The sequence below is a fragment of the Pantoea sp. X-Soil-MYKO-1289 genome (genome assembly GCF_059730625.1).
On the sequence record NZ_AP036004.1, the window covers coordinates 872225 to 892227 of the forward strand.

The window sequence follows — 20003 nt, forward strand, 5'->3', positions numbered from 1 at the left end:
CCGGATATATTCTGCGCGGCCCGTCGGGCGGCGCGGAAGACAGAATTTGCCTGGCGGCCTTAGCGCGGCGGTCCCACCTGACCCCATGCCGAACTCAGAAGTGAAACGCCGTAGCGCCGATGGTAGTGTGGGGCCTCCCCATGCGAGAGTAGGGAACTGCCAGGCATCCAAATTGGTATCCACCCGCGAGGGTGACACCGGTTATCAGCGAGACCCCGCTGGTAGCAGCAGTATTCGGTGGTGCGGTAGTTCAGTCGGTTAGAATACCGGCCTGTCACGCCGGGGGTCGCGGGTTCGAGTCCCGTCCGCACCGCCACCTAACAGATAAGCCCTGACTGCAAAGTCAGGGATTTTTCTTTTGCGTTAAAAAACGTTCATTAGCACGCGATGATTCCGACAATTACCAACACCGATTGAAACCCCCGACTAAAATCCCTATAACTGACAGGTGCAACGGGTACGGAAGAATTGGGCGAAAACGTGCGAAAAAAAACTTATGCAATGCGCTATGTCGCGGGTCAACCGGTCGAACAGATCTTTCCGCCGGGCGCCATGCTACATCTTGGCCAGGCGCTTCCGCCAGGAGCGCCGCTGTCGCCTGATGCCCATCTCAAAGTGCTGGTTTGGAATATTTTCAAACAACAGCGCGCCGACTGGATGTCCGTTCTGCAGGGATTCGGCAAAGACGCACACCTGGTACTGTTGCAGGAGGCGCAAACCACGCCTGAGCTGGTGAAGTTTGCGACCAGCAACTACCTGGCCGCCGATCAGGTTCCCGCCTTTGTGCTGCCTCAACATCCTTCTGGCGTGATGACGCTGGCTGCCGCTCATCCGGTCTACTGCTGTCCGCTGCGCGAGCGAGAGCCGCTGCTGCGGCTGGCAAAATCTGCATTGGTCACCGCCTATCCGCTGCCAACCGGCGAAATGTTGATGGTCGTGAATATCCACGCGGTTAATTTCAGCCTCGGCATCGATGTATACAGCAAGCAGCTGGGGCCGATAGGTGAGCAGATCCTGCACCATAAGGGGCCGGTTATCATGGCGGGCGATTTCAACGCATGGAGCCGTCAGCGCATCCACGCGCTCTATCGGTTCGCGCGCGAAATGACGCTCAAAGAGGTAAGGTTTACGGACGATCATCGACGTAAGGCGTTTGGCCGCCCTCTGGACTTCGTCTTCTATCGCGATATGAACGTCAGCAAGGCCTCTGTGCTGGTTACGCGCGCCTCCGACCATAATCCCTTACTGGTCGAGTTTAACGCCGCACGCTGACGCCAGCACGCGCCTGTGCGCCTTCTCTGCTGTAATAACGCGAGAAGGCGAAATGGCGCGCCAGCATCTCATTCTCGCATCCTCAGCTTTCATTTGTGCCGCGCATAGCGTTTCACTCCGCATGTGGAGGGAAGGCGTGTTTTACGCTCAGCTATCATGAGATTGAAAAGAGGAAAGAAAAACGATCAGAAATGAAAAAGGCCAACAAATGTTGGCCTTTTCAACGCATCAGGTATCAGGCGATGCGTTATTATTTACGTAGAGCGTTAGCCTGTCACCAGGCTGGATATCTTTCGTGCTGCTCAGGACCGTATTCCAGCGCATCACATCTTTGATATCGACGCCGTGGCGCCTTGCAATACTGGCAAGAGAATCACCTTTACGCACGCGATAGGTGATGCTGTTGCTATTATCAGCCAGGCTAGTGCCGCTGTCGCCGACGGTCAGCGTCTGACCGGTGCGAACGCTGGCGCCCTTCAAATGATTCTGTTGCTTCAGCGATGCAACGCTGACGCCCAGTTTGCTGGCGATGCCGGAAAGCGTATCGCCGCGACGCACCTTATAGCTGCTGCCAGACGCGCTGTTTTTCGCCAGCTGCGTCGGCTGTACCGCTGCGATGTCGCCGGAAGCCAGCGAGCTACGCAGCTTCGCCACGTGGGACTTTGGTACTAAAATGTACTGCGGTCCGTTGGGCGCGGTCGCGCCTTTTTTATAGCCGGTATTGAAGCTTTTGAGCTTGCTGAGCGACATACCCGCCATTTCGGCAGCCTGCGTTAACTGCATCTGCTGACCGACTTCAACACGCGCCAGCGCGCGGCTTTCGTCAGGCGTCGGCAGTTTAATACCGTAGCGCTTGTTGTTCTTAAGCAGATCGCTTAAGGCCAACATTTTCGGTACGTAGACCGTGGTCTCGCGCGGCAGCGACAGATTCCAGAAGTCGGTGGGCTTTCCGCGCGCCTTATTCTGTTTAATCGCCTTCAGCACGCGTCCTTCGCCGCTGTTATAAGCAGCGACGGTCAGCAACCAGTCGCCGTCAAACATCTTGTTCAGACGCTGCATCATATCCAGCGCAACCCTGGTCGAGGCCACCACATCGCGGCGCCCGTCGTACCACTGGTTTTGTTTCAAACCATAGTTTTTGCCCGTTGTCGCAACAATCTGCCAGATGCCGGCGGCATTGGCGGATGAAGTCGCATGGGGGTCAAAAGCGCTCTCCACTATGGGTAGCAGTACCAGTTCCATCGGCATCTTACGTTTATGTATCTGCTCGACTATCCAGTACATGTACGGCTCTGCCCGTAATGTTACATCGTGGAGATAGCTCTTATTTTTTAAGTACTTTTGTTTTTGTTCGCGGATCCGGCTGTTTTCCGGAATCCCCATCTTCAACTCGTCACTAATGAAACTCCAGAGATCGGTATCTTCTGCGAGGCCAGTTCCATCTTCCTGCCATCGCGGCGACAACATTCGATCACCGTACTTTCCATTTTCACCTTGACCAGCTGAAGACAGACTCTGGGCATGCTGTTCGGGGATATTGGCGTCATTCCGTGATGCCTGACATCCCACCAGCAAGACCGAGGCGAGTAATATCGCTTTAGCCTTCATGTGTGTGTCAATAGTTCGCTTAAAAGACGAGCAACTATACGTGACGCCCTGTCACAACACAACCCGAAAAATCAAAACTGGTCTTTCTTCTCCCGTAAAAGGGCAAATGTGTCCCATATGTGGTCGGGTGTTAAATTTATGTTCAATGCCCTTTGCAAATCAGGATCTTGCGTACGCAAAAATAAATTTATTTGCCGTTCGTGCGCCAGTTTTGTGGGTAAAGTGATGCCGTTTTTGGCGCGTAAGTCCTTAATTTTGTGATATTCGGCCATAATTTGCGGGTCATGGGGCAGAATAGCCGCAGCAAACTTCAAATTAGATAAAGTGTACTCATGCGCGCAGCAAACCAGAGTATCGCCGGGAAGCTGATCAAGCTTCTGAAATGACTCATACATTTGTTCGGCTGTGCCCTCAAAAAGCCGCCCGCAGCCGCCGGAAAATATGGTGTCACCACAGAAAAGATAAGGCGAACTGTAATATGAGATATGTCCTAAAGTATGACCAGGCGTATGGATCACGCTGAAGTCCATACCCAGCAGCGACACCGTATCGCCTTCGCTTACTATCCTGGTCGCGCCTTTATCTTCGGTTTCCTGTGGACCGAAAACCTCGATGCCGGGGAGTTTTTCCCGCAGAGCTTGTACGCCACCGACATGATCGTGATGATGGTGAGTCAGTAAAATCCCCGCAGGTTTCCAGCCGTTCGCGTAGACTTTCTCCAGCACGGGTTGCGCTTCGCCGGGATCGACAATCAGACAGTTGCCGGCGTCGTCGTTCAGCGTCCAGATGTAGTTATCCTGTAGCGCAGGAATACTGGTAAGATTCATAATCACCTCTCGCAGGCCGTTAGAAAAGGAAGATGGTAAAGCATGAAGCGCGCTAAAACACGCCAGATTCTGACCGCGCCGCACTCATGGCGCGATATGCCATGGGGAGACTATTTTCGCGACGCGCTGACTCAGCAACTCCAGCCCTACCTGGGAAAGCTATATGGCTTTCATATGCTTAAGCTTGGCAACCTTAGTGCAGAAATCAACACTGAACACTGCGCTATTTCACATCAGGTCAATGTCGGCAGCGAAGGCGAGCTGCTGCAGGTGCTGGCGCATCCGACGCAGCTGCCGTTTGAATCCAAGTCTATCGACGCCTGCTTGCTGGCGCACACGCTCGCCTGGAGTCAGGACCCGCACCGGGTGCTGCGCGAAGTCGATCGCGTGCTGATCGACGACGGCTGGATGATTATCAGCGGCTTCAATCCTTTTTCCCTGCTGGGCATTAGCAAAGCGCTGCCCGGCATTCAGCGCAAAGCGCCCTGGAGCGGAAGGATGTTTAGTCAGATGCGCCTGCTTGACTGGCTGAGCCTGCTTAATTACGAAGTGGTATTCCGCACCCGTTTTCAGGTGGTGCCCTGGCACCGGCAGGGCGGCAAGGTGATTAGCGCGCATCTGCCTGCGCTGGGCTGCCTGAATATCGTCGTAGCGCGCAAACGCACATTCCCGCTAACGCCGACCAAAGCGAAAAAGTCGCTCTCTAAGGCGCAGCTGCGTCCGGCGGTGAACGCCACGCGGCAGTTCCGCGCGGCGAAAGATCAGGATTCGACCTTGTAGCCGATATCCTCTGACTGCGGATGCGACGCCGCGCTGCGCGCCAGCTCGTCGCAGCGTTCGTTTTCCGGATGGCCGGCATGGCCCTTAACCCATTCCCACTGGATCTCATGCCCGGCCAGCGCGCTGTCGAGGCGCTTCCAGAGATCGACGTTTTTCACCGGCTTCTTATCCGCCGTTTTCCAGCCGCGCTTTTTCCAGTTATGGATCCAGCTGGTAATGCCCTGGCGCACATACTGGCTGTCGGTGCTCAGCACCACGTGACAAGGCTCTTTCAGCGCCTCCAGCGCCACAATCGCCGCCATCAGCTCCATGCGGTTATTGGTGGTAAGCCGGTAACCGGCGCTGAACAGCTTTTCGTGCTGACCGTAGCGTAAAATCGCACCGTAGCCGCCGGGGCCAGGATTGCCGAGGCAGGATCCGTCGGTGAATATTTCTACCTGCTTGCGCATCTCTGGTAGACTCCCTTCTGAGAAAAACGCCAAGTCTGACATAAAACGAATCCTATGAGCACTGCAAATAACCGCCAGATCGTACTCGATACTGAAACCACCGGCATGAACATGATCGGTGTGCATTACGAAGGTCACCGCATCATTGAAATTGGCGCGGTGGAGGTGGTGAACCGTCGCCTGACCGGCAACAACTTCCATATCTATCTGCGGCCCGATCGGCTGGTGGATCCGGAAGCGTTCGGCGTGCACGGCATTGCGGATGAGTTTCTCGCCGATAAGCCGACCTTCGCCGATATTGCGGACGAATTTCTCGACTACATTCGCGGCGCCGAGCTGGTGATCCATAACGCCTCGTTCGATATCGGCTTTATGGACTATGAGTTTTCCATGCTCAATCGCGGCATTGCGAAAACCGAAACCTTCTGTCGCATCACCGACAGCCTGGCGATGGCGCGCAAGATGTTCCCAGGCAAGCGCAACAGTCTGGATGCGCTCTGCTCGCGCTATGAGATCGACAACAGCAAACGTACGCTGCACGGCGCATTGCTCGACTCCGAAATCCTTGCGGAAGTCTTCCTGGCGATGACCGGCGGCCAGACGTCGCTGGCGTTCTCGATGGAGGGCGACGGCGCGCAGCAGAACGAGGGCGAAACCATCCAGCGCATCGTTCGGCCTGCCTCGGCGCTGCGCGTCGTGGCGGCGTCGGATGAAGAGGTGATGGCGCATGAGTCGCGCCTCGATCTGGTGATGAAAAAAGGCGGAAGCTGCCTGTGGCGCGGTTAACTGAGTGGTTTCGCTGGTAAAATCAGCGGTAAGCGTAAAAAAACAGCAAACGCACGGCGCGGTGAGAAAAAGCGTTGACGGGATCCTGGGCGGCCATTAATATGCGCCTCGTTCCCGACGGGGAACACAGCGCGGTGCGGTAGTTCAGTCGGTTAGAATACCGGCCTGTCACGCCGGGGGTCGCGGGTTCGAGTCCCGTCCGCACCGCCAACTCTTCAGAAAGGCCGATTCAGTAATGAATCGGCCTTTTGCTTTTCTGCGTGCCTTCCCCTTATTTTTCCTGCATCGCAACGCCGCCGGCGAAAGGCTGCGCCGCGCTCGCTTCGCGCTCATGACGCGCCAGATAGCGGTAGCATCCGCCGCCCAGCGCCGCGCCGATAAACCAGCTGAAGTTAGCCACCTCGTGCAGCGAGGGAATAAAGCTGATCAACAAGCCGATGGCGACCGACGGCAGCAGCGCGGCGATCGCTTTCGGGTTAAAGCCGCCGCGATACCAGTAGCGGCCCTGCGGCGTCGCATCGAACAGATCGTCGACAAAGACGCGGCTGCGTTTGATCAGATAGAAATCCGCCAGCAGAATGCCGAACAGCGGCCCGATAAAGGCGCCCAGCACGTCAAGGGTATAGTGGATCAGCTCCGGCGACTGAAACAGGTTCCATGGCGTCAGCAGCACTGAGCCGACCGCGGCAATCATACCGCCGGTGCGGAAGCTGATCTTCTGCGGCGAGCAGTTAGAGAAATCGAACGCCGGCGAGACGAAGTTCGCCACGATATTAATGCCGATGGTGGCGGTGATCATGGTCAGCAGCCCGATAGCGACCGCCACATCGTTGCCGACCATGCTGACGGTTTCGATCGGATCGGTAATCATCTTGCCGAACAGCGACTGGGTGCCGGAGACGATCACCACCGTGACTACCGAGAAGAGCAAAAAGTTAAAGGGCAGGCCCCAGCGGTTGCCGCGGCGGATTTCGCCCATGCTTTTGCCGTAGCGCGAGAAGTCGCCGAAGTTAAGCAGCGGTCCGGAAAAGTAGGAAACCACCAGCGCGGTGGCGGTGATCATCTGCCAGCTCTGTTCGCCTGCGCTCAGCGACTTGCTCGCCAGGGTAAAAGAGATACCGTCGAAACCGGTCTTGTATACAATCCAGCCCGCCAGCGCCACCATCACCACATAGACGGCGGGACCCGCCACGTCGATAAAGCGCTTGATGGCGCTCATGCCGTGCCAGAATACCATCGCCTGTAACAGCCACATTACGCCGAAGCAGCACCAGCCGAGCAGCGACAGGCCCAGCCAGCTGGCGTGGGTCATCGACGCCAGCGTTGGAAAGAATTTCAGCAGCACCAGCATCAGCGCGTTGGCGGCCAGATAGGTCTGAATGCCATACCAGGCGAAGGCGATCAGCCCGCGGATCACCGCCGGAATATTGGCGCCGAAGACGCCAAACGCCTGGCGACAAATCACCGCGTAGGGCACGCCCGCCATCTGGCTCGGCTTCGCTACCAGGTTGGCGCAGAGCTGCACGATGCAAATTCCCGCCAGCAGACAAATCAGCACCTGCCAGCTCGCCAGCCCAAGGGTGAAAAAGCTGGCCGCGACCACGTAGCCGCCCATGCTGTGCACATCCGACATCCAGAAAGAGAAGATGTTGTACCAGCTCCAGTTTTGCTGGCGCGTCGGCGCCAGATCCTCATTGGTCAGCCGTGGGCTATAGCGCACCTCTGCCGAGGCAGAAGGGCTGTTAAATTGGTTTGGCATGAAACCTGCTCCTCATAATGACGTTAAGGGGTCAACGCAACAGAGAAGCTGTTGCAGGATCCAGGCCAGAATAGAATTCTTGTATACAAAATTTTTCGTTAACGTATACGATATGCGGATGGAACGACCTGAGGGAGCCGGAGATGAGAAGTGAAAAAGGCCACAGCGAGGCCGACAATGCCGGGGATAAAGATGAGCTTATCTATCAGGCGCTGATGAACGCCATAGTGGAGCACCAGCTGCCGCCGGGCAGCAAACTGCCGGAAGAGGCGCTGGCGGAGGTATTCGGCGTCAGCCGCACCGGCATTCGCAAAGTGCTGCAGCGCCTCGCCGCAGTGCAGATGGTGACGCTGCTGCCCAGGCGCGGTGCACAGGTAGCCACGCCCAGCGTAGACGAAGCGCGCGATATCTTTTGCACCCGGGCGCTGATCGAGTGCGCTAATCTGCCCGCGGTGCTGGCGCATCTGCAGCCGCCGCATCTGGCGGGGCTGACGCAGCGTATCGCGCAGGAGCAGCAGGCGCACGACGCGCGCGACGGCGCGGCGGCGATCCGTCTCTCCGCTGCTTTCCATATCGAGCTGCAGGCGATTGCGGGCAATCAGGTGCTGACCGAGCTGGTCACGCGCCTGACGCAGCGCTCCTCGCTGGTGATCGCCGCCTGGGGCGCGCCCTGGCAACAGGGCTGCCGCTGCGACGATCACGACCGGCTGGTGGCCCATCTGCGCGCGGGCGACCTCGGCGCGCTGACCCAGGCGCTGCAGCACCACTTCGACCATATCGTCTCTAGCCTGCACTTCGAGCGCAGCGGCGAAACGCTGCCCGACTTCTCGCGGTTATTTGCCCGTCATAAAGAGGTGACATCATGAGCCTGATCCAGGTGATCAACCCCAACACCAGCCTGGCGATGACGGAAACGATCGGCGCCGCGGCGCGCGCGGTGGCCGCGCCCGGCACCGAGATTATCGCGGTGTCGCCCTCGCAGGGCGTGCCCTCGATTGAGGGCCACTTCGACGAGGCGATCGCGGCGATCGGCGTGCTGGAGCAGGTGAGGCGCGGCAGGGAGCAGGGCGTCAGCGGCCACGTTATCGCCTGCTTCGGCGACCCTGGACTGCTGGCGGCGCGCGAGCTGGCCAGCGGGCCGGTCATCGGCATCGCCGAAGCGGCGATGCACGCCGCGACGCTGGTGGCGACGCGCTTTTCCATCGTCACCACGCTGCCGCGCACGCTGATCATCGCGCGCCATCTGCTGCAGCAGTACGGTTTCACCCACCACTGCGCCGCGCTGCACGCCATCGACCTGCCGGTGCTGGCGCTGGAGGATGGCTCAGGGCTGGCGCAGGAGAAGGTGCGGCAGCAGTGTTTGCAGGCGAAGCAACAGGATGGCAGCGGCGCCATCGTGCTGGGCTGCGGCGGCATGGCGACGCTGGCGCGCGAGCTGACGCAGGAGCTGGGGATGCCGGTTATCGACGGCGTCAGCGCGGCGGTAAAAATGGTGGAGGCGCTGGTGGCGCTTGGCTTCGGCACCAGCAAGCATGGCGATCTCGCTCAGCCGATCGCCAAACCTCTCTCCGGGGCGTTTCAGCATCTAAACTAACGAGACCTTGCCGCAATTAAACAGGAATTGATGAATGGATAGTGCAGAGAAGAAAGAGTACAGCTTCAACAAAAACTATCCGCGCGATCTGATCGGCTACGGCGCCACGCCGCCGCACGCCGCCTGGCCGAACAAGGCACGCGTGGCGGTACAGTTCGTGCTCAACTATGAAGAGGGCGCAGAGAACAACGTGCTGCACGGCGATGCCGGATCCGAGCAGTTCCTCTCCGACATCATCGGGGCGGCCAGCTATCCCGATCGCCATATGTCGATGGATTCGCTCTACGAATATGGCTCGCGCGCCGGCTTCTGGCGCATCCACCGCGAATTCCAGAAGCGCGGCCTGCCGCTGACGGTGTTCGGCGTCGCGATGGCGCTGGCGCGTCATCCGCAGATCGTCGAGGCGATCAAACAGGCTGACTACGACGTAGTAAGCCACGGCTGGCGCTGGATCCACTACCAGTCGATGGACGCCAAAACCGAGCGCCAGCATATGCAGCAGGCGGTCGACGTGCTTACCGATCTGTTCGGCAAAGCGCCCACCGGCTGGTACACCGGCCGCGACAGCCCCAACACGCGGCGGCTGGTGGTGGAGCAGGGCGGCTTTAGCTACGACAGCGACTATTACGGCGACGATCTGCCGTTCTGGACGCAGGTTACCTGTCAGGACGGCACCGTGAAGCCGCATCTGGTGATCCCCTATACGCTGGAGTGCAACGATATGCGCTTCGCCACGCCGCAGGGATTCAATACCGCCGAGCAGTTCTTCACCTACCTGCGCGACACCTTTGACGTGCTCTATGAAGAGGGCGAAACCCAGCCGAAAATGATGTCGGTCGGCATGCACTGCCGCCTGCTGGGCCGGCCAGGGAAATTCAAAGCGCTGCAAAACTTCCTCGATCATATCCAGCAGCATAGCGACGTCTGGATCTGTACCCGCCAGCAGATCGCCGATCACTGGGCCGCGGTGCATCCCGCGCCGCAACCCTGAGGATAACCCGACGCGGCTGCGCAAACAGCCGCGCGTCTCCGCTGTTCTTGTTAAAAAGATGTAACGGATTATTTAGCAGAAATATTAATGCATCTCCTCAACCGTTAGCATTTTGTGCGCGCCTAAACCTCCCTTCGGACGCCATTTTTTAACCGTGGTTAAATGGAATTAAAATATTCCCCTCGCAAAATTGATTAACAAAACTAAGGTTACTCGCCGCCCAGCGGACTGTTACATCTTGCCCGCCGCCGACGGTTCGCTTTGGGCGTATAGATATTCCGGGTCAACCACGGAATAAGGAATCGTACAGATGAGCAAGCTTTCCCGAAGGAACTTTATGGCGTTCGCCGCAGGCGGCACGGTGGCGCTGGCGGCAGGCCAGGTCCACGCCCATGACACCATCGCCTCCTGGCCCGCCGGCACGCCGCGCGATCCCGGCCCGCACGATCCGGCGCGTGAGGCGCAAAACCCCGACATCGTCAATCCGCCCGCCACCGACAGCGGCACGCTGCCCAACCTGCGCTTCTCTTTCAGCGACGCCCACGTGCGCAAAGGCAGCGGCGGCTGGACGCGCCAGGTGACGCAGCGCGAGCTGGGCATCTCCACCACCATCGCCGGAGTCGATATGCGCCTCAATGCGGGCGGTATCCGGGAACTGCACTGGCACAAAGAGGGCGAGTGGGCCTACATGACCTTCGGCAAGGCGCGCGTGACCGCCTTCGATACCGACGGCGGCTGGTTCGTGGATGATATCGGCGTCGGCGACCTCTGGTATTTTCCGCCGGGCATTCCGCACTCGATTCAGGGGCTGGGGCCAGACGGCTGTGAGTTTCTGCTGGCGTTTGACGACGGCGGCTTCGATGAGGACAGCACCTTTCTCTTGTCAGACTGGTTCAAACATATTCCGCCCGAAATTCTGGCGAAAAACTTCAGCGTGCCGGTTTCAACCTTTGCAAAACTGCCTTCGCCGGACGACGAGTATATTTTTGCCGGCAAGGTGCCGGGCACGCTGGCTGCGGACGCCATCAAGGGGGCGCCGAAATCAAAACGCATCTTCACTCATCACATGCTGGCGCAGGCGCCGATCGTCGCGCCGGGCGGCACGGTGCGCATTACCGACTCCTCAACCTTTCCGGTATCGAAAACCATCGCGGCCGCGCTGGTGGAGATTGCGCCGGGCGGCATGCGCGAACTGCACTGGCATCCGAACAACGATGAGTGGCAATACTATCTGGAAGGCGAGGGGCGCATGGGCGTCTTCGCCTCGTCGGGCCAGGCGAGAACCTTCGACTATCGGGCGGGCGACGTCGGCTATGTCCCCTTCGCCATGGGGCACTATATCGAGAATACCGGCACCGGGCCGCTGCGGTTTCTGGAGCTGTTCAAAAGCGATTACTACGCCGATATCTCTCTGAATCAGTGGCTTGCCAGCACGCCGCGCGAGCTGGTGGCGCAGCATTTGCAGCTCGACGATGCGTTCCTCTCGGCGCTGTCGCTGAAAAAGAATCCGGTGGTTAAATAGCCTTTCGGGCTGGCGCGTCGCCAGCCCTGGGCACAATTCCGAATCCTGACCCACCGCCCAACCCTGCGGTTGTTACCACCAAATCGATCGGCGACAATCGCCGCTTCTGTAATTTTTTCTGATGAATAAGCGTTTTGAACATGAATGAATCGCGTCAGGCGAAGGGAAAAGGCAGGCTGCGCACCTTTTTTGCCCGCTTCTGGCCGCATCCGCTGCCGGTAGCCAAAAAAGAGATCGTTATCGCCAGTATCGGCGCCGGGCTTGGCCTGACTATCACCAGTCTTATCAGCCACTGGCTATTGGGGCAGGTTAATTTGTGGTTCGTCGCGCCGATGGGCGCTTCCGCCGTGCTGCTGTTCGGCATCCCGAACAGCCCGCTGGCGCAGCCCTGGTCAATTGTCGGCGGCAATATAGTGGCGGCGGCGATTGGCGTGACCGCGGCCATGACGATTCCCTCTGCGCCACTGGCCTGCGGCGTCGCCGCCTGCCTGGCTATCGCCGTGATGTTTCAGCTGCGCTGCCTGCATCCGCCCAGCGGCGCGGTGGCGCTGACCGCCATTCTCGGCGGCGGCCACGTCCACCAGCTGGGCTACCACTATATTCTGACGCCCGTACTGCTTAACTCACTCTGTCTGGCGCTGCTGGCGATCCTCTTCAATAACCTGGCGGGCCGCCGCTATCCGCATCCGCTGGCCGCCGCCGAAGCGAAACCCGCGCCGGTAGCGCTGGAGGTGCCGATTACCCGCAACGATCTGCATCAGGCGCTGGAAAGCGGCGAACTGCTGGATATCGATGAAGATGACCTCCAGCTGCTGCTGCAGCGCGCCGAGGCGATTGCGGTACAGCGCCAGGCGCGCGCCCGCTAGCCTCAGCTTTCGCTCATCAGGCTCACCTGCGCGGCAACGATGCGCCAGCCTTCCGGCAGCCTGACCCAGCTCTGCTGCTGACGGCCGATTTTCGATGAGCCTTCGCGCGTGAACTCGGTGCTGCACACCGCAAAGGCTTCGCCGAAGGTGGTGATGACGCTGTTGCGCAGGGTGCGCGCCAGCCCGGCGGCGGGACGCTGGGCGCGGAAGGCGCGGATCTGCTCGATGCCGTAGAGGTTCTCGCCCGCGCCGAGGCGCACGGTGCGTTCATCGTGCCAGAAGAGCGCGTCGAGCGTCGCGATATCGTTGCTCACCAGCGCCTGCTCGTAGCGGTAAAAGGCGGCGGTCACCTCCGCGACGACGTGCGGTAAATTAATCTCTTCAGTTTGCATCCGGTTTATCCATAGTGGTGGGCGCGAGGGTAATGCCCTGCTGCTCAAGGGCGAAGGCGACGCGCAGCGCGGCGGCTTCGTTAAAAGGCGCGGCGATCAGCTGGAGCCCAATCGGCAGACCGCTTTTCGTCGCCAGCGGCACGCTGCACACCGGCAGCCCCAGGAAGGAGATCGGCTGCGTCAGCATGCCCATGCTGGCGCGCGACGGCAGGTCAGCGCCGTTAACGCGGATGCTTTGCTGGCCGATGAGCGGCGCGACGCAGGGCGTGGCGGGCGCGATCAGCACGTCGAAACGTTCGAACAGCGGCAGCACCTGCTGCTGGAAATAGCGGCGGAAGCGCTGCGCCTGCACGTACCAGGCGGCGGGCAGCATCGCGCCCGCCAGCAGCCGCTCGCGCGAGGCGGGTTCAAAACGCTCCGGCGAGGCGCGCAGCGCGGGCAGATAATGGTTGCCGCCCTCGCAGGCGGTCAGGATAAAGGCTGCCGAGCGCGCCAGCTCCGCCTCCGGCAGCGTGACCTCGTCATGGATTTCCAGCGCCCGCGCGGCGCGCGCCAGCGCATCGCGCGCGTCGTCGTCGCACCAGGTCGAGAAAAAGCCACCCAGCACGGCGCAGCGCTGACCGCTCACCTCTAGCCCCACCTGCGCCGGATCGGCGGGTCGGTTCGCCTGAAACGCGTCCTGAGGGTCGTGGCCCTGCAGCATGTCGTAGACCAGCGCCAGATCCTCGACGCGGCGCGCGAAGGGGCCGATATGATCGAGGCTGGCAACAAAGGGATGGCTGCCGCTGCGCGACAGGCGGCCGAAGGTCGGCTTCAGGCCGAAGATGCCGCACAGCGACGCGGGCACGCGGATTGAACCGTTGGTGTCGGTGCCGAGCGAGAAATGCGCCAGCCCGGCGGCGACCGCCGCCGCGGAGCCGCCCGACGAGCCGCCCGCTACGCGCGTCAGATCGTGCGGGTTGCGTGTCGCGCCGAAGTGGCTGTTCTCGGTGGTGAAGCCATAGGCGTAGGCGTCCATATTCAGCATGCCGGAGAGCAGCGCGCCGGCGCGGCTGAGGCGGCTCACCGCCCAGGCGTCCTGCGTCGCCGCCGGCCGATCCTGGAACAGGCCAGCGCCGGCCAGCGTGGTATGGCCCGCCACGTCGAACAGGTTTTTCACCGCATAGGGCACGCCCGCCAGCGGCGGCAGATCGTCGCCGCGGCGTCGCTGCGCGTCGACGGCGTCAGCCTCGCGCAGCATGCGTGCGTCGGTAACCTCGGTCCAGGCGTTAATCACCCGGTGCCGCTCGATTCCCCTGAGGGTCTGCTGCGCCACCTCGCGCGCGCTGAGATCGCCGCGCTGGATCGCCTGCTGCAGCGACCGGAGAGATAATTCGCTCAGATTCATGGATGGAACACTCCCGCCACTTCAAGCCGGTCGTCGAGAGGAAACGCCATCAGCGGCGCCGCCAGCGCGGCGATGCGCTCAAGCTGAATCACCAGCTCGGCGCGGCGCGGGTCGTCCAGCTCCAGCGCCAGCAGCTGCTCCATCAGCGCCAGATAGCGCCCCCAGTCTGTTGTCTGATTCATCTTTTCTCTCCTGTCAGAATCCGCTCGCGCTGCCGTTGCTGCGCGGATCGCATGCGCCTTCCAGCATGCCGTTGATATGGCGCACGATGGCGCCTGCGTGGCCGACCGCCTCGCTGAAGTCGGGCAGCAGCTCGACCTCGTGCCCCAGCTGGCGCAGCCTGGCGACGCTCTCCGGCGCAAAGCGCCCCTCCAGCTTGAGCGAGTCGGAAGACTGGCCCCAGGTGCGGCCCAGCAGCCAGCGCGGCGCGCTCACCGCCTGCTGCAGCGGCATGCCCTGGATCACATGGCGGGTAAAGATCGCCGCCTGGGTTTGCGGCTGGCCGTCGCCGCCCATCGCGCCGTAGATCAGCGTGCGGCCATCTTTCAGGCGCGCGGCGGCGGGATTAAGGGTATGGAACGGCTGTTTGCCCGGCGCCAGCGCCAGCAGATGATCCGCGTCGAGGCTGAAAGCCGCGCCGCGATTCTGCCAGGTGATGCCGGTACCGGGGATCACCACGCCGCTGCCGAACTCGTGATAGATGCTCTGAATAAAGGAGACGGCGAGGCCGCTGCTGTCCATCACCCCCATCCACACCGTGTCGCCGGGCCCGCGCCCGGCGCCCCAGGGCGCCGCCTGCGTCTCGCTAATCTGGCTCGCCAGCGTGGCGAAGTGATCCTGGGTCAGCAGCGACTGCGCTTCGCAGGTCATATGACGCGGATCGGTAAGATGGGCGTCGCGCAGCGCAAAGGCCTTTTTGGTCGCCTCTACGATGCGGTGCACCGTCTGCGCCTCGTCAGCCTGCGCCATCGCCAGATGGTCGGTCACGCCGAGGATCGCCAGCGACACCAGCCCCTGCGTCGGCGGCGCGATATTCCACAGATCGCCTTCGCTGTGCGCTACATGCAGCGGCACGCAGCGACGCGCGCGCTGCTGCTGCAGATCCGCCAGCGTTACCGGCATGCCGAGCGCTGACATTTCGCGCGCCAGATGATGCGCCAGCTCGCCGCGGTAGAAGCTGTCGAGACCTTGTTCGCTCAGCAGGCTAAGGGTTTGCGCCAGCGCCGGCTGGGTAAAGCGGCTGCCCTCGCGCGGCGGTTCGCCGTCCGGCATAAAGGTCGCGGCGAATCCCGGCTGATGCGCCAGTTCATGCTGTTTCGCCGCGGTGGCGGCCGCCTGCGAGGCGGTAACCGGAATGCCGTCGGCGGCGTAGCGGATAGCGTCGCGCAGCAGGCGCGGCAGCGGCAGCGGGGCGCCGCCCAGCTCGCCGGAGAGCGCCAGCGCCTCCTGCCAGCCGCTCACCGTCCCGGCCACCGTTAGCGCGGCGGCGGGACCGCGATGCGGAATCGCGCGCAGGCCGCGGTAGAAATCGGGATGCGCCAGCGCGCCCGCCGCGCCGCTGGCGTCGATAGCCACGGGATCGCCGTTCGGCGGCAGCACCAGCCAGAAGCCGTCGCCGCCGAGGCCGTTCATATGGGGATAGACCACGGCGATGGTCGCGGCGGCGGCGACCATCGCCTCAATGGCGTTGCCGCCGTCGCGCAGAACCGCCAGCGCGCTCTCGCTCGCCAGGTGATGCGGCGCGACCGCCATGCCCAGCGGGGCCATATTGCTCTGAATCATAGTGAAGGTTCTTATTGGGTAACAGAGCAGGGATCCAAGCAAGAGCCGTTCCAGTTTTTTGCTGTGGCGCACGACGGCGGTAACCTGGATCGAATTATGCTAGCTTCTGCTGAAACGAAAGTTACAGGACGACGCATGAAACAGCTTGATGAACGACTCAGAAGCCACTATCCGCAGCTCTCGCCGCAGGAGCAGCGTATTGCGGATTTCGTCTTTGACCACTTCGACGATCTAATCAGCTACAACAGCGCCGAGCTGGCGAGACTCAGCGGCGTGTCGAAGGCGACGGTTAGCCGCCTGTTCCGCCGGCTGGGCTACGACAAATATAAAGATATGCGCGACGAGCTGCGCATTCTGCGCCAGAGCGGCATGCCGCTGACCGACAACCGCGACGCGGTGCAGGGCAATACGCTGCTGGCGCGCCACTATAAACAGGAGATGGCGAACCTGACGCAGTGGGTGAACGCGCTCGACGCGCAGCAGTTCGGCGAGGCGGTGCAGCAGATGACCCGGGCGAAGCGTATTTTCGTTATCGGCATGCGCAACTCCTGGCCGCTGGCGCTGCATCTGCGCCAGCAGCTGCTGCAGGCGCGCGCCGACGTTATGGTGCTGCCGCAGCCGGGCCAGACGCTGGCGGAAGAGGTCGTCGATATCACGCCTGACGATATGGTGGTGGTGATGGCGTTTCGCCGTCGTCCGCGCCTGATCCGCCCGCTGATGCAGCAGCTGCAGCAGCGGGATATTCCGCTGCTGGCGCTGTGCGAGCCGCAGGCGCAGTCGATGAGCGGCCTGGCGCGCTGGCAGCTCTGCGCGCCGCTCGACAGCGTATCAGCCTTCGACAGCTACGGCTCGGCGATGAGCCTGATCAATTTGCTGACCAACGCGCTGCTGCATGAAATGCTGACGCAGGGGCGCCAGCGTATTCATCAAATCGCCGATCTCTATCAGCAGCTGGACGAGCTGGAGCACCGTTAAAGAGCACCTTTTTGGTGCTTTGCCTCATTTTGATCCTCTGATATCAGGCGGCGACAGGCCGCCTTTCTTCCCTGAATTTAGCGTTTCTGCCGCGTAATCCGCCGCGCCAGTGGTTGGCACATTAGTTGCAAATCACATTTACAAGAATCTTTTGTTTCAGGTCAACTTACCGGGGTGCATAATGAAAAAGGCGTTAATGGCGGTAGCAGCGGCGGCGTTACTGATGGTTCAGACCGGCAGCGCGCTGGCGGATCAGCTACAGGATATCGAGAAGCGCGGCGTGCTGCGCGTGGCGGTGCCGCAAGATTTCCCGCCGTTCGGATCGGTCGGCACCGATCTGCAGCCGCAGGGCTACGATATCGACACGGCGAAATACCTCGCGAAACAGATGAAACTTAAGTTGCAGCTGGTGCCGGTCACCAGCGCCAACCGCGTGCCCTATCTGCAAACCGATAAGGTCGATCTGGTGATCTCCAGCATGGGGAAAAACCCTGAGCGTGAAAAAGTGATCGACTTCAGCCGCGCCTATGCGCCGTTCTTTCTCGGCGTCTTCGGCCCTAAAGGCGAGACGCTGAAAGACGCGGCGGCGCTGAGCGGCAAGAGCATCGGCGTCACGCGCGGCGCGGTGGAGGATATGGTGCTGAGCAGCCTCGCGCCGAAAGAGGCGCAGGTCAAACGCTACGAAGACAACAACACCACGCTGTCGGCTTACCTCTCAGGCCAGGTGCAGTACGTGGCGACCGGCAACCTGGTGGTGGCGGCGATCGCGCGGCAGAACCCGCAAAAAGCGCCGGTCGCGCAGTTTATGCTGAAGGATTCGCCCTGCTTTATCGGCCTGAAAAAAGATGAGCCGGCGCTGAAGGCAAAAGTGGACGCGCTGATTGAGCAGGGCATCAAAGACGGCACGCTCAACAAACTGTCGGAAGAGTGGCTGAAAGCGCCGCTGCCCGCCAGCCTCGGCGCATAAGGGCGCGCTATGCTCGGGCAACTTAATTTCCCTGCGCTCTGGCCCTACTGGCCGGAGCTGCTCGCCGGGCTGTGGGTCACGATTCAGCTGACGGTGATGGCCACCGTCGGCGGCGTCGGGCTGGGGATCCTCGGCGCGGCGCTGCGCAGCGGCAAAGCGAGCTGGGCCAGCCGTCTCTGGGGCCTCTACGTTGAGATTATCCGCAACACGCCGTTTGTGGTGCAGCTCTTTTTTATCGTGTTCGGCCTGCCCAATCTGGGGCTGAAGCTGACGGCGGGCGAGGCGGCGCTGCTGGCGATGCTGATTAACCTCGGCGCCTACAGCACCGAAATTATCCGCGCCGGCATTCAGGTGACGCCGAAAGGGCAGTGGGAAGCGGGACGGGTGCTGGGCCTGACGCGCGCGCAAACCTTCCTGCGCGTGGTGCTGCCGCCGTCGCTGCAGCGTATCTATCCGGCGCTGGTCAGCCAGTGCATTATCGTGATGCTCGGCTCGTCGGTGGTGTCGCAGGTCTCCTATGAAGAGCTGACCTTCGCCGCCAACCTGATCCAGTCGCGCACCTTTTTAAGCTTCGAGGTCTACCTGGTGACCACGCTGATCTATCTGCTGTTGTCGATCGCCATGCGCCAGGTGCTGCTGGCGCTAGGCCGCAAATGGTTAGGAGCGCAGGCATGATGACGACCTTTACCGACTGGGACATTGTGCGCAACCTGCTGCTGGCGGCGCGCTGGACCCTGCTGCTGTCGCTGACCGCCTTTGTCGGCGGCACGCTGGTGACGCTGCCGCTGCTTTTCTTGCGTCTGCTGCGGCGCAAGTGGCTGACGCGGCTGATCCGCTGCTACACCGAGCTGTTCCAGGGCACGCCGCTGCTGATGCAGCTTTTCCTCGCCTTCTTCGGCGTCGGGCTGTTCGGCATCGACGTCGCGCCCTGGACGGCGGCCTCGCTCGCGCTGACCTTCTACACCAGCGCCTTTCTGCTCGATATCTGGTTCGGCAGCATTCGCGCGCTGCCGAAAGGGCAGTGGGAGGCGTCGCGCTGTCTCGGCCTTAGCTTCGGCCAGACCTTGTACCGGGTGATCGCGCCGCAGGCGATCCGCATCGCCATTGCGCCGACGGTCGGCTTCGCCGTGCAGGTGATCAAGGGCACCGCGCTCGCCTCGATTATCGGCTTTATCGAACTCACCAAAGCCGGGACCATTTTGAACAACGTGACCTATCAGCCCTTCAAGGTATTTGGCCTGGTCGCGCTGGGCTACTTCCTGATGTGTTATCCGCTGTCTCGCTACAGCCAGTATCTGGAGAAAAAATTCCATGCCGCTCATCACCATTAATCAGGTGCAGAAGTACTACGGCGACAATCACGTGCTGAAAGGCGTCGATCTTGATATCGAAATGGGCGAAGTGATCTCCATTATCGGCCGCAGCGGTTCAGGCAAAAGCACGCTGCTGCGCTGCATGAACGGCCTGGAAGGCTATCAGGAAGGGAGCATCAAGCTGGGCGGCATGACTGTTACCGACCGCGATGCTCAGGCGCGCGACATCAGCCGCTCGGTCGGCATGGTATTCCAGAACTTCAACCTCTTTCCGCATATGACCGCGCTGGAAAACGTGATGCTGGCGCCGCGCCGCGTGCTGAAAAAAAGCGAGGCGGAGTGCCGCGCGCTGGCCACTCAAATGCTGGAGAAAGTCGGTCTCGGCGAGCGTCTCGACTACTCGCCAGCCAACCTCTCCGGCGGCCAGCAGCAGCGCGTCGCCATCGCCCGCGCGCTGGCGATGAACCCGAAGGTACTGCTGTGCGACGAGATCACTTCGGCGCTCGATCCCGAGCTGGTGGGCGAGGTGCTGAAAGTGCTGGAGCAGCTCGCCGCCGAAGGCATGACGCTGATCCTGGTCACCCATGAAATGAACTTCGCGCGCGACGTCGGCGATCGCGTGGTCTTTATGCATCAGGGGCGCGTCTGGGAGCAGGGCAGCAGCAAAACCCTGTTCGCCGCGCCGCAGACGCCGGAGCTGAAGCAGTTCATCTCCTCGGTGCGACTCTAATTT

At 61.1% G+C, this 20003-nt stretch carries 21 protein-coding genes, 2 tRNA genes and 1 rRNA gene; 16 read left to right on the plus strand and 8 right to left on the minus strand.

The window, feature by feature from the left end:
- Positions 1 to 49 precede the first annotated feature (49 nt).
- From rrf to AC6I7Z_RS04145, 3 genes are all read left to right on the plus strand, one after another.
- A 5S ribosomal RNA gene (gene rrf, locus AC6I7Z_RS04135) occupies positions 50 to 165 on the plus strand.
- Between the two features lie 74 nt (positions 166 to 239).
- A tRNA-Asp gene (locus tag AC6I7Z_RS04140) sits at positions 240 to 316 on the plus strand.
- Between the two features lie 164 nt (positions 317 to 480).
- Positions 481 to 1272, plus strand: coding sequence for an endonuclease/exonuclease/phosphatase family protein (locus tag AC6I7Z_RS04145; RefSeq protein ID WP_497813246.1), 792 nt, complete (start codon positions 481 to 483; stop codon positions 1270 to 1272).
- Positions 1273 to 1500: 228 nt separating this feature from the next.
- Here AC6I7Z_RS04145 and mltD read toward each other — a convergent pair whose 3' ends face one another.
- Complete coding sequence (gene mltD / locus AC6I7Z_RS04150; protein ID WP_497813247.1) at positions 1501 to 2880, minus strand: murein transglycosylase D; 1380 nt, start codon at positions 2878 to 2880, stop codon at positions 1501 to 1503.
- A gap of 71 nt (positions 2881 to 2951) precedes the next feature.
- Positions 2952 to 3707 (minus strand): hydroxyacylglutathione hydrolase, encoded by a 756-nt coding sequence (gloB, locus tag AC6I7Z_RS04155; RefSeq protein ID WP_497813248.1) that lies wholly within the window; start codon positions 3705 to 3707, stop codon positions 2952 to 2954.
- A gap of 42 nt (positions 3708 to 3749) precedes the next feature.
- Here gloB and AC6I7Z_RS04160 point away from each other — a divergent pair, with 42 nt between their 5' ends.
- Positions 3750 to 4487: a class I SAM-dependent methyltransferase gene (locus tag AC6I7Z_RS04160; protein WP_497813249.1), complete on the plus strand. Its 738-nt coding sequence runs from the start codon at positions 3750 to 3752 to the stop codon at positions 4485 to 4487.
- Here the strand turns inward: AC6I7Z_RS04160 and rnhA are convergent.
- Entirely contained in the window at positions 4469 to 4936 is a 468-nt protein-coding gene (gene rnhA, locus AC6I7Z_RS04165; RefSeq protein ID WP_033752878.1) for a ribonuclease HI, read from the minus strand. The genes AC6I7Z_RS04160 and rnhA overlap by 19 nt on opposite strands.
- Positions 4937 to 4990: 54 nt before the next feature.
- On the opposite strand from rnhA, the gene dnaQ reads away from it, so the two are divergent.
- The gene (dnaQ, locus tag AC6I7Z_RS04170; protein WP_497813250.1) at positions 4991 to 5722 is read left to right on the plus strand and encodes a DNA polymerase III subunit epsilon; all 732 of its coding nucleotides are present in this window, start codon (positions 4991 to 4993) and stop codon (positions 5720 to 5722) included.
- A gap of 133 nt (positions 5723 to 5855) precedes the next feature.
- Positions 5856 to 5932, plus strand: a tRNA-Asp gene (locus AC6I7Z_RS04175).
- A gap of 61 nt (positions 5933 to 5993) precedes the next feature.
- Here the strand turns inward: AC6I7Z_RS04175 and AC6I7Z_RS04180 are convergent.
- Entirely contained in the window at positions 5994 to 7481 is a 1488-nt protein-coding gene (locus AC6I7Z_RS04180) for an NCS1 family nucleobase:cation symporter-1 (protein WP_497813251.1), read from the minus strand.
- A 143-nt stretch (positions 7482 to 7624) separates the two neighbouring features.
- Between AC6I7Z_RS04180 and AC6I7Z_RS04185 the strand changes: the two genes are divergently transcribed.
- The 5 genes from AC6I7Z_RS04185 to AC6I7Z_RS04205 all read left to right on the plus strand — a co-directional run bounded on the left by AC6I7Z_RS04185 (position 7625) and on the right by AC6I7Z_RS04205 (position 12454).
- The gene (locus AC6I7Z_RS04185; protein ID WP_497813252.1) at positions 7625 to 8347 is read left to right on the plus strand and encodes a GntR family transcriptional regulator; all 723 of its coding nucleotides are present in this window, start codon (positions 7625 to 7627) and stop codon (positions 8345 to 8347) included.
- On the plus strand, positions 8344 to 9075 hold the full coding sequence (gene hpxA, locus AC6I7Z_RS04190) for an allantoin racemase (RefSeq protein ID WP_497813253.1): 732 nt from the start codon (positions 8344 to 8346) through the stop codon (positions 9073 to 9075). The genes AC6I7Z_RS04185 and hpxA overlap by 4 nt, the downstream gene beginning before the upstream one ends.
- Before the next feature lie 34 nt (positions 9076 to 9109).
- Entirely contained in the window at positions 9110 to 10066 is a 957-nt protein-coding gene (gene puuE / locus AC6I7Z_RS04195) for an allantoinase PuuE (RefSeq protein WP_497813254.1), read from the plus strand.
- A gap of 310 nt (positions 10067 to 10376) precedes the next feature.
- On the plus strand, positions 10377 to 11588 hold the full coding sequence (locus tag AC6I7Z_RS04200) for a cupin domain-containing protein (protein ID WP_497813255.1): 1212 nt from the start codon (positions 10377 to 10379) through the stop codon (positions 11586 to 11588).
- A gap of 140 nt (positions 11589 to 11728) precedes the next feature.
- Positions 11729 to 12454 carry an HPP family protein gene (locus AC6I7Z_RS04205; RefSeq protein ID WP_497815394.1) on the plus strand — a complete coding sequence of 242 codons (726 nt, stop codon included), beginning with the start codon at positions 11729 to 11731 and terminating at the stop codon, positions 12452 to 12454.
- A 2-nt stretch (positions 12455 to 12456) separates the two neighbouring features.
- Here AC6I7Z_RS04205 and hpxZ read toward each other — a convergent pair whose 3' ends face one another.
- Genes hpxZ through AC6I7Z_RS04225 form a run of 4 tightly spaced genes read right to left on the minus strand, consistent with a single transcriptional unit; the run spans position 12457 to position 16015 of the window.
- Positions 12457 to 12846: an oxalurate catabolism protein HpxZ gene (gene hpxZ / locus AC6I7Z_RS04210; RefSeq protein WP_497813256.1), complete on the minus strand. Its 390-nt coding sequence runs from the start codon at positions 12844 to 12846 to the stop codon at positions 12457 to 12459.
- Complete coding sequence (locus AC6I7Z_RS04215) at positions 12836 to 14233, minus strand: AtzE family amidohydrolase (RefSeq protein WP_497813257.1); 1398 nt, start codon at positions 14231 to 14233, stop codon at positions 12836 to 12838. The genes hpxZ and AC6I7Z_RS04215 overlap by 11 nt, the downstream gene beginning before the upstream one ends.
- A complete protein-coding gene (gene hpxX, locus AC6I7Z_RS04220) occupies positions 14230 to 14415 on the minus strand; it encodes an oxalurate catabolism protein HpxX (RefSeq protein ID WP_033752868.1) in 186 nt (61 codons plus the stop codon). The genes AC6I7Z_RS04215 and hpxX overlap by 4 nt, the downstream gene beginning before the upstream one ends.
- A gap of 13 nt (positions 14416 to 14428) precedes the next feature.
- Positions 14429 to 16015 (minus strand): gamma-glutamyltransferase family protein, encoded by a 1587-nt coding sequence (locus AC6I7Z_RS04225; RefSeq protein WP_497813258.1) that lies wholly within the window; start codon positions 16013 to 16015, stop codon positions 14429 to 14431.
- A gap of 135 nt (positions 16016 to 16150) precedes the next feature.
- On the opposite strand from AC6I7Z_RS04225, the gene hpxU reads away from it, so the two are divergent.
- The 5 genes from hpxU (at position 16151) to AC6I7Z_RS04250 (ending at position 20000) form a co-directional block, all read left to right on the plus strand.
- Positions 16151 to 16990 carry a MurR/RpiR family transcriptional regulator HpxU gene (hpxU, locus tag AC6I7Z_RS04230; protein ID WP_497813259.1) on the plus strand — a complete coding sequence of 280 codons (840 nt, stop codon included), beginning with the start codon at positions 16151 to 16153 and terminating at the stop codon, positions 16988 to 16990.
- Between the two features lie 181 nt (positions 16991 to 17171).
- Positions 17172 to 17957 (plus strand): transporter substrate-binding domain-containing protein, encoded by a 786-nt coding sequence (locus tag AC6I7Z_RS04235; protein ID WP_033788667.1) that lies wholly within the window; start codon positions 17172 to 17174, stop codon positions 17955 to 17957.
- A 9-nt stretch (positions 17958 to 17966) separates the two neighbouring features.
- Positions 17967 to 18632 (plus strand): amino acid ABC transporter permease, encoded by a 666-nt coding sequence (locus tag AC6I7Z_RS04240; RefSeq protein WP_033788668.1) that lies wholly within the window; start codon positions 17967 to 17969, stop codon positions 18630 to 18632.
- Entirely contained in the window at positions 18632 to 19288 is a 657-nt protein-coding gene (locus AC6I7Z_RS04245; protein ID WP_497815395.1) for an amino acid ABC transporter permease, read from the plus strand. Before AC6I7Z_RS04240 ends, AC6I7Z_RS04245 begins: the two co-directional genes overlap by 1 nt.
- Positions 19269 to 20000, plus strand: a complete 732-nt coding sequence (locus AC6I7Z_RS04250; protein WP_497813260.1) for an amino acid ABC transporter ATP-binding protein — start codon at positions 19269 to 19271, stop codon at positions 19998 to 20000. Before AC6I7Z_RS04245 ends, AC6I7Z_RS04250 begins: the two co-directional genes overlap by 20 nt.
- Positions 20001 to 20003 lie beyond the last annotated feature (3 nt).

Coding starts and splice junctions, on each gene's coding strand:
- AC6I7Z_RS04180 (WP_497813251.1), bottom strand. CDS start 7,481: ATGCCAAACCAATTTAACAGCCCTTCTGCCTCGGCAGAGGTGCGCTAT.
- AC6I7Z_RS04225 (WP_497813258.1), bottom strand. CDS start 16,015: ATGATTCAGAGCAATATGGCCCCGCTGGGCATGGCGGTCGCGCCGCAT.
- AC6I7Z_RS04245 (WP_497815395.1), top strand. CDS start 18,632: ATGACGACCTTTACCGACTGGGACATTGTGCGCAACCTGCTGCTGGCG.
- hpxA (WP_497813253.1), top strand. CDS start 8,344: ATGAGCCTGATCCAGGTGATCAACCCCAACACCAGCCTGGCGATGACG.
- rnhA (WP_033752878.1), bottom strand. CDS start 4,936: ATGCGCAAGCAGGTAGAAATATTCACCGACGGATCCTGCCTCGGCAAT.
- puuE (WP_497813254.1), top strand. CDS start 9,110: ATGGATAGTGCAGAGAAGAAAGAGTACAGCTTCAACAAAAACTATCCG.
- hpxU (WP_497813259.1), top strand. CDS start 16,151: ATGAAACAGCTTGATGAACGACTCAGAAGCCACTATCCGCAGCTCTCG.
- mltD (WP_497813247.1), bottom strand. CDS start 2,880: ATGAAGGCTAAAGCGATATTACTCGCCTCGGTCTTGCTGGTGGGATGT.
- AC6I7Z_RS04185 (WP_497813252.1), top strand. CDS start 7,625: ATGAGAAGTGAAAAAGGCCACAGCGAGGCCGACAATGCCGGGGATAAA.
- AC6I7Z_RS04240 (WP_033788668.1), top strand. CDS start 17,967: ATGCTCGGGCAACTTAATTTCCCTGCGCTCTGGCCCTACTGGCCGGAG.
- dnaQ (WP_497813250.1), top strand. CDS start 4,991: ATGAGCACTGCAAATAACCGCCAGATCGTACTCGATACTGAAACCACC.
- AC6I7Z_RS04160 (WP_497813249.1), top strand. CDS start 3,750: ATGAAGCGCGCTAAAACACGCCAGATTCTGACCGCGCCGCACTCATGG.
- hpxX (WP_033752868.1), bottom strand. CDS start 14,415: ATGAATCAGACAACAGACTGGGGGCGCTATCTGGCGCTGATGGAGCAG.
- gloB (WP_497813248.1), bottom strand. CDS start 3,707: ATGAATCTTACCAGTATTCCTGCGCTACAGGATAACTACATCTGGACG.
- AC6I7Z_RS04205 (WP_497815394.1), top strand. CDS start 11,729: ATGAATGAATCGCGTCAGGCGAAGGGAAAAGGCAGGCTGCGCACCTTT.
- hpxZ (WP_497813256.1), bottom strand. CDS start 12,846: ATGCAAACTGAAGAGATTAATTTACCGCACGTCGTCGCGGAGGTGACC.
- AC6I7Z_RS04215 (WP_497813257.1), bottom strand. CDS start 14,233: ATGAATCTGAGCGAATTATCTCTCCGGTCGCTGCAGCAGGCGATCCAG.
- AC6I7Z_RS04200 (WP_497813255.1), top strand. CDS start 10,377: ATGAGCAAGCTTTCCCGAAGGAACTTTATGGCGTTCGCCGCAGGCGGC.
- AC6I7Z_RS04250 (WP_497813260.1), top strand. CDS start 19,269: ATGCCGCTCATCACCATTAATCAGGTGCAGAAGTACTACGGCGACAAT.
- AC6I7Z_RS04235 (WP_033788667.1), top strand. CDS start 17,172: ATGAAAAAGGCGTTAATGGCGGTAGCAGCGGCGGCGTTACTGATGGTT.